At 37.8% G+C, this 13641-nt stretch carries 13 protein-coding genes and 2 pseudogenes; 6 read left to right on the top strand and 9 right to left on the bottom strand.

All coding sequences use genetic code 11. The annotated features are described in order from the left end of the window. Positions 1–76: 76 nt before the first annotated feature. Complete coding sequence (locus tag F4694_RS03570) at positions 77–1243, top strand: MFS transporter (protein WP_179595536.1); 1167 nt, start codon at positions 77–79, stop codon at positions 1241–1243. A gap of 66 nt (positions 1244–1309) precedes the next feature. Then, positions 1310–1651: a hypothetical protein gene (locus F4694_RS03565; protein WP_179595535.1), complete on the top strand. Its 342-nt coding sequence runs from the start codon at positions 1310–1312 to the stop codon at positions 1649–1651. A 111-nt stretch (positions 1652–1762) separates the two neighbouring features. Here the strand turns inward: F4694_RS03565 and F4694_RS03560 are convergent, their stop codons facing one another. Beyond that, positions 1763–3172: a phospholipase D-like domain-containing protein gene (locus tag F4694_RS03560; RefSeq protein WP_179595534.1), complete on the bottom strand. Its 1410-nt coding sequence runs from the start codon at positions 3170–3172 to the stop codon at positions 1763–1765. Positions 3173–3564: 392 nt separating this feature from the next. Here F4694_RS03560 and F4694_RS03555 point away from each other — a divergent pair, with 392 nt between their 5' ends. Beyond that, complete coding sequence (locus F4694_RS03555) at positions 3565–3969, top strand: VOC family protein (RefSeq protein ID WP_179595533.1); 405 nt, start codon at positions 3565–3567, stop codon at positions 3967–3969. Between the two features lie 54 nt (positions 3970–4023). Here the strand turns inward: F4694_RS03555 and F4694_RS03550 are convergent, their stop codons facing one another. The 6 genes and pseudogenes from F4694_RS03550 to F4694_RS03525 form a co-directional block, all read right to left on the bottom strand. Further along, a complete protein-coding gene (locus F4694_RS03550; RefSeq protein ID WP_179595532.1) occupies positions 4024–6159 on the bottom strand; it encodes a heavy metal translocating P-type ATPase in 2136 nt (711 codons plus the stop codon). 178 nt (positions 6160–6337) lie between these two features. Continuing rightward, positions 6338–6778: an ArsI/CadI family heavy metal resistance metalloenzyme gene (locus tag F4694_RS03545; RefSeq protein ID WP_179595531.1), complete on the bottom strand. Its 441-nt coding sequence runs from the start codon at positions 6776–6778 to the stop codon at positions 6338–6340. A 317-nt stretch (positions 6779–7095) separates the two neighbouring features. Continuing rightward, positions 7096–7416 (bottom strand): ArsR/SmtB family transcription factor, encoded by a 321-nt coding sequence (locus F4694_RS03540; protein WP_179595530.1) that lies wholly within the window; start codon positions 7414–7416, stop codon positions 7096–7098. A gap of 204 nt (positions 7417–7620) precedes the next feature. Then, a complete protein-coding gene (gene arsC / locus F4694_RS03535) occupies positions 7621–8043 on the bottom strand; it encodes an arsenate reductase (thioredoxin) (RefSeq protein ID WP_179595529.1) in 423 nt (140 codons plus the stop codon). Positions 8044–8068: 25 nt separating this feature from the next. Further along, positions 8069–9055: pseudogene (gene arsB / locus F4694_RS03530) on the bottom strand (ACR3 family arsenite efflux transporter). Between the two features lie 84 nt (positions 9056–9139). Further along, a complete protein-coding gene (locus tag F4694_RS03525; RefSeq protein ID WP_218895506.1) occupies positions 9140–9490 on the bottom strand; it encodes an ArsR/SmtB family transcription factor in 351 nt (116 codons plus the stop codon). A 145-nt stretch (positions 9491–9635) separates the two neighbouring features. Here F4694_RS03525 and cccB point away from each other — a divergent pair, with 145 nt between their 5' ends. The 3 genes and pseudogenes from cccB (at position 9636) to F4694_RS03510 (ending at position 12069) form a co-directional block, all read left to right on the top strand. After that, positions 9636–9989: a cytochrome c551 gene (cccB, locus tag F4694_RS03520; protein WP_179595528.1), complete on the top strand. Its 354-nt coding sequence runs from the start codon at positions 9636–9638 to the stop codon at positions 9987–9989. 325 nt (positions 9990–10314) lie between these two features. Beyond that, positions 10315–10641, top strand: a pseudogene (locus F4694_RS03515) (thioredoxin domain-containing protein); the annotation flags it as partial. 726 nt (positions 10642–11367) lie between these two features. After that, positions 11368–12069 carry a hypothetical protein gene (locus F4694_RS03510; RefSeq protein ID WP_179595527.1) on the top strand — a complete coding sequence of 234 codons (702 nt, stop codon included), beginning with the start codon at positions 11368–11370 and terminating at the stop codon, positions 12067–12069. A 31-nt stretch (positions 12070–12100) separates the two neighbouring features. Here the strand turns inward: F4694_RS03510 and F4694_RS03505 are convergent, their stop codons facing one another. Both F4694_RS03505 and F4694_RS03500 read right to left on the bottom strand, forming a co-directional pair. Further along, the gene (locus tag F4694_RS03505; protein ID WP_179595526.1) at positions 12101–12706 is read right to left on the bottom strand and encodes an alpha/beta hydrolase; all 606 of its coding nucleotides are present in this window, start codon (positions 12704–12706) and stop codon (positions 12101–12103) included. Next, the gene (locus F4694_RS03500) at positions 12687–13640 is read right to left on the bottom strand and encodes a ring-cleaving dioxygenase (protein WP_179596002.1); all 954 of its coding nucleotides are present in this window, start codon (positions 13638–13640) and stop codon (positions 12687–12689) included. Before F4694_RS03500 ends, F4694_RS03505 begins: the two co-directional genes overlap by 20 nt. Position 13641 lies beyond the last annotated feature (1 nt).

Genomic DNA, 13641 nt, shown 5'->3' with positions numbered 1-13641 from the left:
CTATTATCCTAAGCATAGCGCCAAAATTTGTAGTACTTTTTACATAATGTTCAGATCATTTAGGAGTTGGAGTTATTTGGAAACAAAAAAGGCTTTACCTATTTTATTTTTAGTTATGTTCCTTGTTATGATAGGCTTTGGGATCATTATTCCTGTTCTGCCATTTTATGCAGAAGAAATGGGTGCATCCCCTACGCAATTAGGCTTATTAATGGCTGTTTATTCGCTGATGCAGCTTATCTTTGCACCAGTTTGGGGGAAATTATCAGACCGTATCGGTCGTAAGCCGATTATGATGATTGGAATTGCTGGATTATCATTATCCTTCTTTATCCAAGCAATGGCTACTGAACTCTGGATGTTGTTCGCGGCACGAATTATCGGGGGAGTCCTTTCTTCAGCCAATATGCCGACTGCGATGGCCTATGTCGCTGATGTTACCACACCTGAAAACCGTGGAAAAGGAATGGGGATTGTAGGAGCAGCAGTAGGACTAGGATTTGTATTTGGTCCTGCTATTGGCGGTATATTTTCAAAATCAAGTATGAGTATGCCATTTTACCTAGCAGGTGCCTCTTCCTTGATAACCTTAGTTATTATTTTCTTTTTCTTGAAGGAATCCTTACAAAAAGATAATGCTGCAGAGGACCAAAGCAGGACTCAATCCAGATGGAAGGCTTTTTCTGGACCAGCGTCGGTATTGTTCTTATTACAGTTGTTAATTTCTCTTTCTTTATCAGGCTTAGAGGCTACATTTGCCTACTTTGCAGCGCAAAAAGCAGGCTTAGGTGCTACTCAGCTAGGCTATATATTCATGATTATGGGATTTGCTGGAGCATTGGTACAGGGCGGTATGGTTGGCAGATTAACAAAGAAATATGGTGAAGGAAAAGTTATTCAAGGTGGAATTGTTGTATCTGCAATTGGTTTCGGATTAATCCTGTTTGTTGATAGTTTTACAACAGCCGCTATCTTTTTATCAATCTTTGGGATTGGAAATGGCGTCATTCGTCCTAGTGTCTCTTCCCTGCTGACGAAAACTACTGACGCAGGACATGGAAGTGCAACCGGATTACTTTCTTCCTTTGACTCGTTAGGCAGAATTATTGGTCCTCCTCTTGGAGGATGGCTGTTCTCCCTTTCAATCGGATTACCTTATATATCTGGAGCCATCATTTCAGTTATGGCCTTGGTACTATATCAATTTTACCGGACAAAAGCTCTAGTGGTTAAAACAAACTAGCATATGTGAAAAGGACATGCATAAGATAGGTTACGAGGATGTACTTGTAAAAAGGAGTCGAGATGAATGAAACTAGCCTCTCATTTCACGACGTTTTTATTCCTGTGTCTCATTGTTGCACTTGTAGCCTATCTTGATTCGCCGTATTCATTTATCCATAGCAAATATTCCTACTCGACAATCAGTGAACCTGCTGCGGCACAACCGGTAGACGTAGAACCGCCGACAGATGTGCCAGTGTTGGAATATAGGCTCGATGATATAAAAAAAATGAACGGTTATTTCGTGGAAATCTATCAGGAATATGAAGTCTATTACGACGAAGCAGGCAAAGTGGTAAAAAGAGAACCCACATCTAAGACGGAGAGTGTCCGATATTGGGAAGAAGATCGCAAAATTGAACCTTAAAAGCTGTCGAGTAATCATCGACAGCTTTTCTTTTGTGTTTCTGGCAATTAATTGATGAATTAATTGGCAGTATATTTATTAATCCTTACTCAAAGTTTATTGAGTGGAGCCTTATAATAAATGCTGGAATAAAGCCGTTATATAGGATAGTCCTTTTATACTGAATGATTTAACCCAACTTGCTTTACCTGGTTTTAAGTTTGGGTCCTCTATATACGATTCATCCTTTGCTACCTTTAAGCTCTTTTTAAAATAATGATTCATTTCCTTTTCGAGATTTTCGGTAAATTCCACGCTATCAATGACGACCATGGACTCTGTATTTAAAAACGTCGATCTGGAATCCATATTAAATGCTCCAATGGCACTCAATCGATCATCAAAGATAAATGTTTTGGCATGTATGGAGTCCGGCCCCTGATATTCCCATATATTCACACCCTTTTTTACCATCCCGTTAATATGTTTAATATGTCCTGAATAGGCCACTACATTGGCCGACGCTGCTAACGAGTTCGTTAAAATTGTTATCTTTTCTGGAGGTACTTGTAACGTATCCATATAAGGAAGCATCGGTTTCGTTGGAATAACATACGGGCTTTGGATGACTAAGGACTTTTTCGAATTCTTCATGAGATTTGTTAAATCATACCAAGCCCAAGGTTCTTTATTAAATCTCTGTATAGGATTATGAATAAAGGTGATTTTTTTTGTAGGAAGGGACATTTTCACCCAATCATAATAATTATTAAATATTTTTTTATCCGTTTTTCTCAAATTCTCTAGTTTATGTTTTAATTGTTGATTGGCTTTTTTTGCTTTCTTTTGTTGGCGTGAGGATAGCTTTTCAAAAGGAACCTTTGTAAATGGATGGTCCCAGACTTGATTAAAGTAGCCTTCCATTTGATTCAAAACACTGCCTTCCTTTGTCTTAGGATCCGTATTAATGATCAGAACATCTCGGTCATTCGTAGAGGATTTTTCACCTTCTTGAATAAAATAACGATTCCCGATATTTCTGCCGCCGATAACTGCATACTTATTATCGATAATAAGTAATTTATCATGGAATCGATTATTCCATGTCCAAGGCAGTAAAGGATTTAATGGTTCATAATATTTAATTTCGATATTTGGATGATTGATTAAGGCGTATTGAACATCTTTTAAACTAAATCTAAGACCATGGAAAATTCCATCCAAAAGGATCCTTACCTTTACGCCACGATCGGCCGCATCCAATATCATTCCAAATAATAAATCGGTAATATAACCTTTTTTAATGGCATAATAGGCGACATCAATAGACTCCTGTGCATTTTGCATTAAGTTAACACGGGCAAGACCTGAAAACATTTTTTCTTCCAGTAGAATCACGCGATCCTGTGACGCCTCATTTCCATAGAATCTCTCCACTTTATGCTGTTCCTTAAAGGTGCTGCTAACCTGCGGATGTTTATCTTTAAAAATAACAATGCCGAATATGGTAATATAGATTAAATAAAAAATGAGAATAATCATAACCGCTCTCCCCTGTGAAGCCATGATAAATGTTAATAGTTTGTTCAACATTTTTTATATTATGAAATAACAAGGGAATAAATAATTATGGAGAAATCACCTAATTCTCCAAATTCATATTATTCCTATTTGGTCATTTTTCGTTCCTATGGCAAATATTACCTTAGTGAGGGGGATCTTCTCTTGAAACATAAAACATACTGCCATAAACGGCATTTTTTGATTGCAGAATACATTTCTTTTGTACTCCCTATTAATGAAATATAATAAAACTTGAACACAGAACTAATGTTCGATTATAATAGTTTTATCACCTTTGTTTATTCTCCATACTTGTATATCAAGAATAACTGTGAAAATAACAAACCTATTTGTTAAAGGAGACTGGAATAATGATTAAACCTTATTTAATGTTTAACAGAGAATGCGACGAGGCTTTTAAACTGTATCAAAAAGCTTTTAATGGAGAAATGGTTGCTATTCAAAAATATGGGAATATGCCTCCGAGTCCAGACTTCCCTGTCGCTGAGGATGATAAAAACCTTGTTTTACATGCAGAATTAAAAATAACAGAAACAGGCTATATCTTGGGTTCTGATTATAGACGGGACTTACAAAGCGATGGAAAAGTGTGTATCAGTGTGGAGCTTAATTCTGAGGAAAGTGCAATAAAAGCTTGGAATGTACTAAAAGATAACGGTACTGTTCATATGGATCTTCAACCAACATTCTTTGCTAAGCTTCATGGTTCCGTGAAGGACAAATTTGGAGTTACTTGGATGTTTACAGTAAGGTAAGAAACAAAATTTATCTAAAATTAAGAGGCTTCCCGCTTATTGGGAAGCCCTTTATTATTTGTCTTTGATTTTGAGAAGTCTTAAACCATTTAGGGTAACAATCAGCGTAGCGCCCATATCTGCAAATATGGCAATCCAAAGGGTCAGCCAGCCTGGGATTACTAACAACAATGCGACAAGTTTAATTCCTAAGGAGAAAGTTATGTTCTGCTTAATGATATTTAAGGCTTTTCTACTGAGTTTTAATGTGAATGGCAGTTTTCCTAAGTCATCTGCCATTAATGCTATATCTGCAGTCTCCAGTGCCGTATCCGTACCAGCTCCTCCCATTGCTATACCAACAGTGGAGGCGGCCAATGCCGGTGCGTCATTCACACCGTCCCCGATCATAGCCACACGGTCATATTTGCTTCTTAAGTCTTTAATGAAGGCTAGTTTATCCTGCGGGAGTAACTCAGCTTTAATATTGGAAACCCCTACTTGTTTTCCAATGGCAATTGCAGTCCCCTTATTATCCCCTGTTAGCATAATCGTTTCTTGAATGCCTAACGAGTGGAGTTTTTGGATGACTGATTTACTATTGCCTCTTACCTCATCCGCAACCGCAAGGATTCCTGCAATTTCTGTTTCCGTCCCAGCGATCATCACCGTTTTACCTTCGTTTTGAAGTTCCGTAATCGTTGTCTTTATATTCATAGGAATTCTTTTATTTAGGATTTCTTCGAACAAATTTGGACTTCCGATATAATAAATTTTATCGTTTACTGTTCCTTTTATCCCTTTACCTGTAATCGATGAAAAACCTTGTATTACAATCTCTTTATAAGGTAAATGTTCCTGCTCAGCTTTTTTCAGGATGGCTGATGCCAATGGGTGCTGAGAACCATTCTCTAAGGCAGCGATAATCGTAAATAGTTCATTTGCGTCTGTATTTGCTTGCGGTAAATAATCTGTCACTGCTGGAATACCTTCAGTTAGGGTTCCTGTTTTATCAAAAGCAATGGCTTTGATGGCGCCCATTTCTTCTAAATGAATTCCGCCTTTAATTAACACTCCATTTCGAGCGGCATTCCCGATTGCGGTTACGATTGCAACAGGAGTGGAAATGACGAGCGCACAAGGACATCCTACCACTAGAGCGGCTAAGCCTTGGTAGATCCATTTCTCCCAATCTCCACCAAAGAACAATGGTGGTACAACAGCCACACCTAACGCGATGAGCATAATGATGGGGGTGTAATACTTTGCAAATCGGTCAACAAATGCTTGAGATGGTGCTCTTTCCGCTTGAGCTTCTTCTACCAGATGAATGATTTTCGCGATTGTAGTGTCGTCGACATGTTTGGTGACTCGTACTTGTATTAAACCTTCTTCATTTAAGGTCCCAGCAAATACCTCATCTTTCACCGTTTTCTCGACGGGTACGGATTCACCGGTAATTGCTGCCTGATTCACTGTTGAAAATCCCTTAACAACAATGCCGTCCATAGCTATTTTTTGCCCTGGTTTTACAATTAGTGTGTCACCAATTTGAATATCATCTACTTCAACTGTTAACTCCTTATTTCCTCTTCGGATTAAGGCTTCCTTTGGAGCGATATCCATGAGAGATCGGATTGAATGCCGCGCCTTGTCCATGGAATAAGATTCAAGGGCTTCACTGATTGCAAACAGAATGACAACTGTAGCCCCTTCTCCCCATTCTCCAATAATCGCGGCACCAATCACCGCAATGGTCATCAAGGTTTTCATATCAAATTCCAACTGGAGTAGATTCTTTATTCCGGTTTTAAATAATCGGTACCCACCTATTAAAATAGACGCACCATAGGCTAGAATGGAAGGGATACTCTCTTCCCCATACGTTTGCGCTGAAAACCATCCTATAAGTAAGAAAAGAACTGATACGATAACGGTTGAATGTTTTTGTACAAAAGGTACTTTCTTTTCTTCAAGTTTTTGTTTTTCAGGTACTACTTTTATATTTTCAAAGGCACCTGCTTTTTCTATTTCTTCTATCGTTGTCTGACCATAAACGGTTAGTTTTGCAGCACCAAAATTTACACTTGCATCAGAAACACCATCCAGGTGTTTTACGTTCTTTTCGAACTTTGTAGCACAGCCTGCTCAGGTGAATCCTTGAACACGATAAACCGTTTTTTCATTTGCTTTACCTAACGCATTACTCATGAGCTTCCCCTCCATTCGATGAGCAGAGGCGAGTCGAATCATGGTTCATCCGATTTCCCTTCTCATTCAAACGTTCATTTGACTATTAGTATATACAATTGTGTTTCCAATGGTCAAACAATTGTTTGAATGTTTAATAAAAAAACGCTGAATTCGTTCAGCGTTTTCTAAAGTAGTGTTAACAACAGGAGTTATTTTTAATTTGAAGCTCAGTTGGTTGTGGATTACAGCAGGAAACAGTAGTGATCAAAGCTTCTACATCCCCTTTTGTATAGAAGAATTCCCATTCGTTTCCGTCAGGATCTGTAACCCAAAATTTATCTTGCGCTGCATAACAACAGGTAACGTCCATCTCCTCTCTAGCAAAAAATCCTAATTTTTCTAAACGATTTTTATGATGAAGAACAATTTCATGAGTTTCAACTTGAAATCCAAAATGACCCACCTGATTACCTGAGACTTCATCTTTTAAATTTAAGGTGAAATTAAGAGCAGGATCATCGAGTAAGAATTTGGCGTAGTCTGACTTTACTTTTACTGGTTCTGTATTAAATACTTTTGTGTAAAATTCTATTGACTTATTTAAATTCGTTACATTAATACCAACATGCATTTTCATGCTAACCCCTCCATTTTACTAATTTTAGGCACAAGAAGAAATCTGATCATTTTTACTACTAGACATATTACTATCAACAGGTGCACTCGCAGCAAGGCTTTATGGGAAGATTTGAATGCACAATGATTTCCTTTTGGTCGTTTATTTCGGTCCCATTATTGTAATATTTCCAGGTATTTTGCACATTTCTTTCTGTTTCTTCCTTACGTAATTTCAACAAGCTATATACGGTATACTCATTAAACATACTGGATTCCTCCTAAATCAAATAATATTGATATATTAATCAAAAAAAATTGATATATAGTTGAAAAAAATTAACAAAAGGGTTTAAACACACAACATAGTTCGTGTGATAACAAATGGTTGAGTTCTTCTTGATTTAGTTCATAATAACTCCATGTTCCGCGTGTTTCTTTTGTAATAATGTTAGCCTCTAATAAGATCTTTAAATGGTAAGATAGCTTTGACTGGGCCATATCAACCAGCGGAGCGAGATCGCAAACACACATTGCACCTTTTTGAGTTAAAATATTCATGATCTGTAATCTCTTTTTATCAGCAATCGCTTTAAATTTTAACTCATATTTTTCAAAGAATGAATCAATTGAAATGTCTTGTAATTGTATTTCTTCCATCACTTTTTTCACCCTCTTTTTAAATCAATTAATCTTGATGTATATATCATATATCCAATATTTTCATATGTCAATTACTTAAATCAAAATTTTTTGATTAATTAAGTGCAATTAGAAAACTAACAAAACAGTAGTTGTAGTTGAATGAAAAAAGGTAATCAGTGCTTATCACTAATTACCCCATTCCCATATTTCATAAACGTTCTATTCCCCAGTTTCGGCAAATCGTTTAATGCGATCTCCGATTTCATCACGGACGCGTTGGAAAAATGCCCATTTTTCTTCCTCTGTCCCTTCTGCTTTTGCTGGGTCGTCAAATCCCCAGTGAACTCGTTTCACATGTGGTGGTGTGACGGGACAATGATCGGCCGCATGTCCACATAAAGTCACCACTAAATCTGCATGATTAAGTATCTCTGGATCAATTACATCTGATGTTTGCTTGGAAATATCAATGCCTGCTTCACTCATAGCTTTTACTGCATTAGGGTTTAACCCATGAGCTTCAAGACCAGCACTTTTTACTTCCCATTCATCGCTTAAATGTTTTTTAGCCCAGCCTTCTGCCATTTGGCTTCGGCAAGAGTTCCCAGTGCATAAGAAATATATCGTTTTTTTGTTTTTCACGTTGTTTTCCACCTTTATTATTTTTCTAGGCTGCTTGATATTCAAAATACTTTCGTTTAAACCATAATGCGACGTTAACTAACGCTATCATGACTGGCACTTCTACTAGTGGACCAATGACGGCCGCGAAGGCTGCACCAGAATGAATCCCAAATACACCAACCGCTACTGCAATCGCTAATTCAAAATTATTACTTCCTGCTGTAAACGCAAGGGTTGTAGTTACAGGATAATTCGCTCCAATTTTCTTTCCCATATAAAATGATATAAAGAACATAAGTATAAAATAAATTAATAATGGAATTGCAATCCGTACTACATCTAAAGGCAAGGCTACAATAGTATCTCCTTTTAAAGAGAACATAATGATAATCGTAAATAGTAATGCAATTAATGTAATGGGACTGATTTTTGGGATAAAAACTTTCTCGTACCATTGTCTGCCCTTTGCTCTTACTAGCGTAAAGCGTGTGATCATTCCTGCAATAAAAGGAATACCCAAATAAATAAAGACTGATTTTGCAACTTCTAGCATGGTTATGTTTACAACCGCTCCTTCAAGCCCCACCCATTGTGGAATAACGGTAACAAACACATAGGCATACACGGAGAAGAATAGCATTTGGAAGATAGAGTTAAATGCAACTAAACCAGCAGCATACTCCCTATCTCCCTTAGCAAGGTCATTCCAAACGATAACCATGGCAATACAGCGTGCTAAACCAATCATGATGAGACCAACCATATATTCTGGTTTATCAGGAAGAAAGATGATTGCTAATAAAAACATAAGAATTGGACCAATGATCCAGTTTTGAACAAGAGATAATACTAGGACCTTTACATCCTTAAAAACTCTTCCAATTTCCTCATAACGTACTTTGGCTAATGGAGGGTACATCATTAAAATGAGACCAATCGCAAGTGGAATCGATGTTGTACCTACCTACAACCTGTTCATACCCTCAACAAAATTAGGAAAAACAAAACCTAAACCTATCCCTAATGCCATCGCAAGAAATATCCATAACGTTAGGTACCTATCTAAAAACGATAGACGTTTTTTCTCTGTATTACTCACTTTTTTCACTCCTCGTTAGCACCCACAGCGAACCGTTGGATTGCTTTGTTCAATGATTTTGATTTTATCTATCTGTTCTGGAACATGACTCATAATCGTTTCAACCAGCCCGTAAAATTCACATTGTTGGTTGAGAGAATAATATATCCACTGACCTCTCCTCTCTTCCTTTACCAGCCCTGCATCTTTTAATTTACGAAGATGCTGACTGATCGATGGCTGACTTGTATCAAACACTTCCAAAAATTCACATACACAACATTCCCGTTTTTGTAAAATAGCAACGATTGTTAAGCGTGTTTTATCTCCTAATAGTTTTAGAACGTTAGCCGCCTTTTCTAATTCAACTTTTGCTTGGAACACCATGAACACCACCTATTAACATATAACTATTTACTTATATAGTAGAACAAGTGTCAATTGAATTCAAGTCCTATTCAATTTCTAGTGATATGGCAGAATATTCAACCGCACTGTAAGAAATCCTATTATTATATGGAGGTGAAACTAAATGAAAAAACTGCTCTATGGTATAGTTTGTATTGCCTTCCTTGGCTTTCTCACAGCTTGCGGCGGCGGTGACGATGATGCTGACCAAAATACAACACCTACTAAGGAACAGGCTGGGGATGAGCAAACAGCGGATGCAGGTGACGGAGATGCCCTTTTTCAGCAAAACTGTTCTTCATGTCATGGCGGGGACTTAAAAAGTGGAGGAGCTCCAGACCTAGACAAGATTGGCTCTAAATACTCAAAAGATGAAATTGAAGAAATTATTGTAAATGGTAAAGGCGGTATGCCTGGAGGAATCCTTTCAGGCGAAGATGCAGATGCTGTAGCTTCTTGGCTTGCAGAGAAAAAATAAGCAGGAAAAACCAGATGGAAAATCCAATCTGGTTTTTTATTTATATAAAGTTTCCTAAAATCTAATTATTTGATAGATGAAATAGTTTACACTACAATTAAGGTGTTTTATAACACATTTAAAAGTATAAAAGGAGCACAACATGAAACCAAAAGTACTAGTTCTTTTCTTCATAGCTATTCTAGTATTATCAGCATGTGGACAAAAGACACTCAGCGAGCCGATCACCTTACATAATCAAGACCAGAAAGAAGTAACTTTTCCATTAGAAAAACCCACAGTATTCTTTTTTATTACTACCTACACCTGAGGACTCTGCCAACAGCAGCTAGTTCAGCTGCATGAAAATCTCGGTAAATTAGAAGGCATGGATGTAGAAATGTTTGTTATTAGCAAAGACTTACCTGAAGAACAGCTTCAACTATACAAAGAATTAGAAGGCATATATGGTAAAAGTCTCTCCTTCATTTCTGATCCTGATTTAGAATTAATAGACCACATGGGCATGAAAAATGGTGATGTAGCTTATCGAGGCTACGGAATGCTCGATCAAAACGGGAAAGTCGTTTTTAAAACAGTTAATGATCACTGGGGCGAGCAAATTGATAAAACAATTGAAGAAATCAAGGATGAATATAATAATCTTAAATAGATTATCTCTTGTTAATCCCACCTGCAACAAGCCGCAATCAACCTCGATTGCGGCTTGTTGTTTTTCCAAGGCCTGTTATTGTATAGATTGATGTTTAATGGAGGGTCTTGAGGTTTAATCACCCAAGTCGTCAGAAGGACTATTCCTTAATCCCAGGTCTTAAGGACAAATCTCTCAAGCTGCCAGAAAGATTTGTACTTAATCCGGGGTCTTGAGGACTAATCGTACCGCTTGGCTGAAGGATTAGTCCTTAATCCAAGGTCTTGAGGACAAATCTCTCAAGCTGCCAAAAAGATTTGTACTTAATCCGGGGTCTTGAGGACTAATCGCACGGCTTGGCAGAAGGATTAGTCCTTAATCCATGGTCTTGAGGACAAATCTCTCAAGCTGGCAGAAAGATTTGTACTTAATCCGGGGTCTTGAGGACTAATCGCACGGCTTGGCTGAAGGATTAGTCCTTAATCCAAGGTCTTGAAGACAAATCTCTCAAGGCTGCCAGAAAGATTTGTACTTAATCCGGGGTCTTGAGGACTAATCGCACGGCTTGGCTGAAGGATTAGTCCTTAATCCCAGGTCTTGAAGACAAATCTCTCAAGCGATTAGTGGGATTTGTCCTGAATCTAGGGTCTTGTACAAAAAGCAACAATCTTTATGAAAACAGCCTTTTCCAAATACCGTGGAACTATAACTAGAAGGAAACGTCTAACTAAATAGAGGGGTGATGGAGTGAAAAAATCGAGTCTGCTTATTTTGCTATTAATTGTATTAACCGGTTGTCGTTCAACACCATTTGGCGGTCACGCTGTGATTGACTGGGTTGATTTCATTAAGTGGGAAGACATTGAATACAACGGTATTTACTCTGGTGTTTTAGCCGATGAAAAATTCATTGGGGAAAAACTCGGTACTGTTAAATATAAAGTCGCTGACAACGTAACCAATCCAAATTACAAAATTAGAAATGGTGATGCTGCCTTTCATGAAAAAGGAACCGAGATTTTCACCATTCATGGGCAGCCCAATCTAATAGCCGTAAAGGATGCCAGCCAAATAAACGGTTATAGAGTTTATTATTCTCGAGACGAAACAGAACAACAATGGCATTTTAAGAATGTGCCACTTGATAAAGTGAATAAAATAGAGATTTATCAACCTTATACCTCTGCAGGTAATAAATTACTAAGTACTTATACCAATCATGAAGAGCTAAAACACATTCTTGAACTATTAAAAAATAGTGAAGAGTCACCAAATTTCTCCCCAAATACCGAAAAAGGTGACCCTGACTACTTTCAAATTGTTTTGTATACTGACCAACCTATAGCTTATAAATTTGATTTACAATTTGATGGTGCCACCTACTATTGGTACCCAGGGGATCCTGCAATTTTATCAAATGAAATCGAAACATATCTTAAGAAAAAATAACAAGCTAATCGAATTGATTAGCTTGTTATTTTTATAATTTTCGATACCATTTAGCTGCTGCTTCTACTTCTTGTCTAGTCAATTGATGACCATAATTCTCCCAATGCAGGACAACCTCTGCATTGGCATTCTCTAATAAAGATTGAAGTTCAGATGATTCCGATGGCGGGCAAATGGGATCGTTTGTTCCTGCTGCGATAAATACCTTCTTACCTGTTAAATCAGGAAGGTCTATTCCTCTTCTAGGCACCATTGGATGATGGAGAATACCACCTTTTAATGAGTTTTGATAGTGGAATAGTAAGCTTGCTGCGATGTTTGCTCCGTTAGAGTACCCGATCGCAATGATATTATCACGGTCGAATTCATATTTCACGGCCGCTTCATCTAAGAACTCGTTTAATTCCTTTGTTCGGTTTAGGAGGTCTTCTTCATCAAACACGCCTTCTGCTAATCTTCGGAAAAATCGCGGCATTCCATTTTCTAACACATTTCCGCGGACACTTAATACAGACGCTTCATCATCAATCATTCCAGCTAATGGCAGAAGGTCTAATTCATTTCCACCTGTACCATGTAGCAGTAGAAAAATTGGTTTTGTTGCATCTTTTCCCTTATTAAATATGTGTTTCATCATTATCCCCCTTTAAAACGCGAACCACCACAGGCGGTAAGGTTTCCTTTAATTCATCTCGTTTTGATTCTAACCATGATGGTAACATGAGATTTTTTCCAAGTTCAGCGGCTGATTCATCCACCGTAAAGCCTGGTGGATCGGTTGCTATTTCAAATAGGATGCCGCCTTCTTCATGAAAATAAAGTGCTTTGAAATAGTTCCGATCGAGAATTTCAGTAGGATAATATCCCTTGTCCTGGATGCGTGTTCTCCACCTGACATGATCCTCTTCATTTCTTGCTCTCCATGCAATATGGTGAACCGTTCCTGCCCCCATCAGACCACGGACAGAAGGATTTAGCTTAATATCAATGGTATTACCTGCTTCGGATTTAAATCTAAGAAATTCATTCTCTTGTCCTATACATTTAAGTCCCAATATATTCTCAAGAACATCAGCCGTTTTATGTGGCTGAGCAGAAAAAAGAACAGCACCACCCAACCCTTTTATTGCATACTCTTTTGTGACTCCTCCGAATTCCCATGTATTACGTGATCCTTCATTTCTCTCAACCAATTCGATTTTTAGTCCATCTGGATCTGCGAAGCTCAAGTATTCTTCACCAAAACGCAAGGATGAAGAGTACTCAATATTAAAATTTTGTAATCGATGCTCCCAAAATGGATAGGAACCAGGTGGTATCATATAGCTTGTCACTCCAACCTGCCCAGTACCTATGCGGCCTTTTAACTGATTAGCCCATGGAAAAAAGGTAATAACTGTTCCGGGCTCTCCTGTATCATTTCCAAAATATAGATGATAGACTTCTGGTCGGTCAAAATTTATCGTTTTTTTTACAAGCCTTAACCCCAGAACACCAGCATAAAAGTCAATATTTCTTTGAGCATCGTTTACCATTGCTGTGATATGATGAATACCTGCTGTTTGTTGCACC

The organism is Neobacillus driksii (assembly GCF_013409995.1).
In the GTDB taxonomy this organism is placed as follows: Bacteria; Bacillota; Bacilli; order Bacillales; family Cytobacillaceae; genus Neobacillus; species Neobacillus driksii.
The sequence above is the reverse complement of the archived record's forward strand: the minus strand, read 5'-3'. Positions and strand labels throughout refer to the sequence as shown.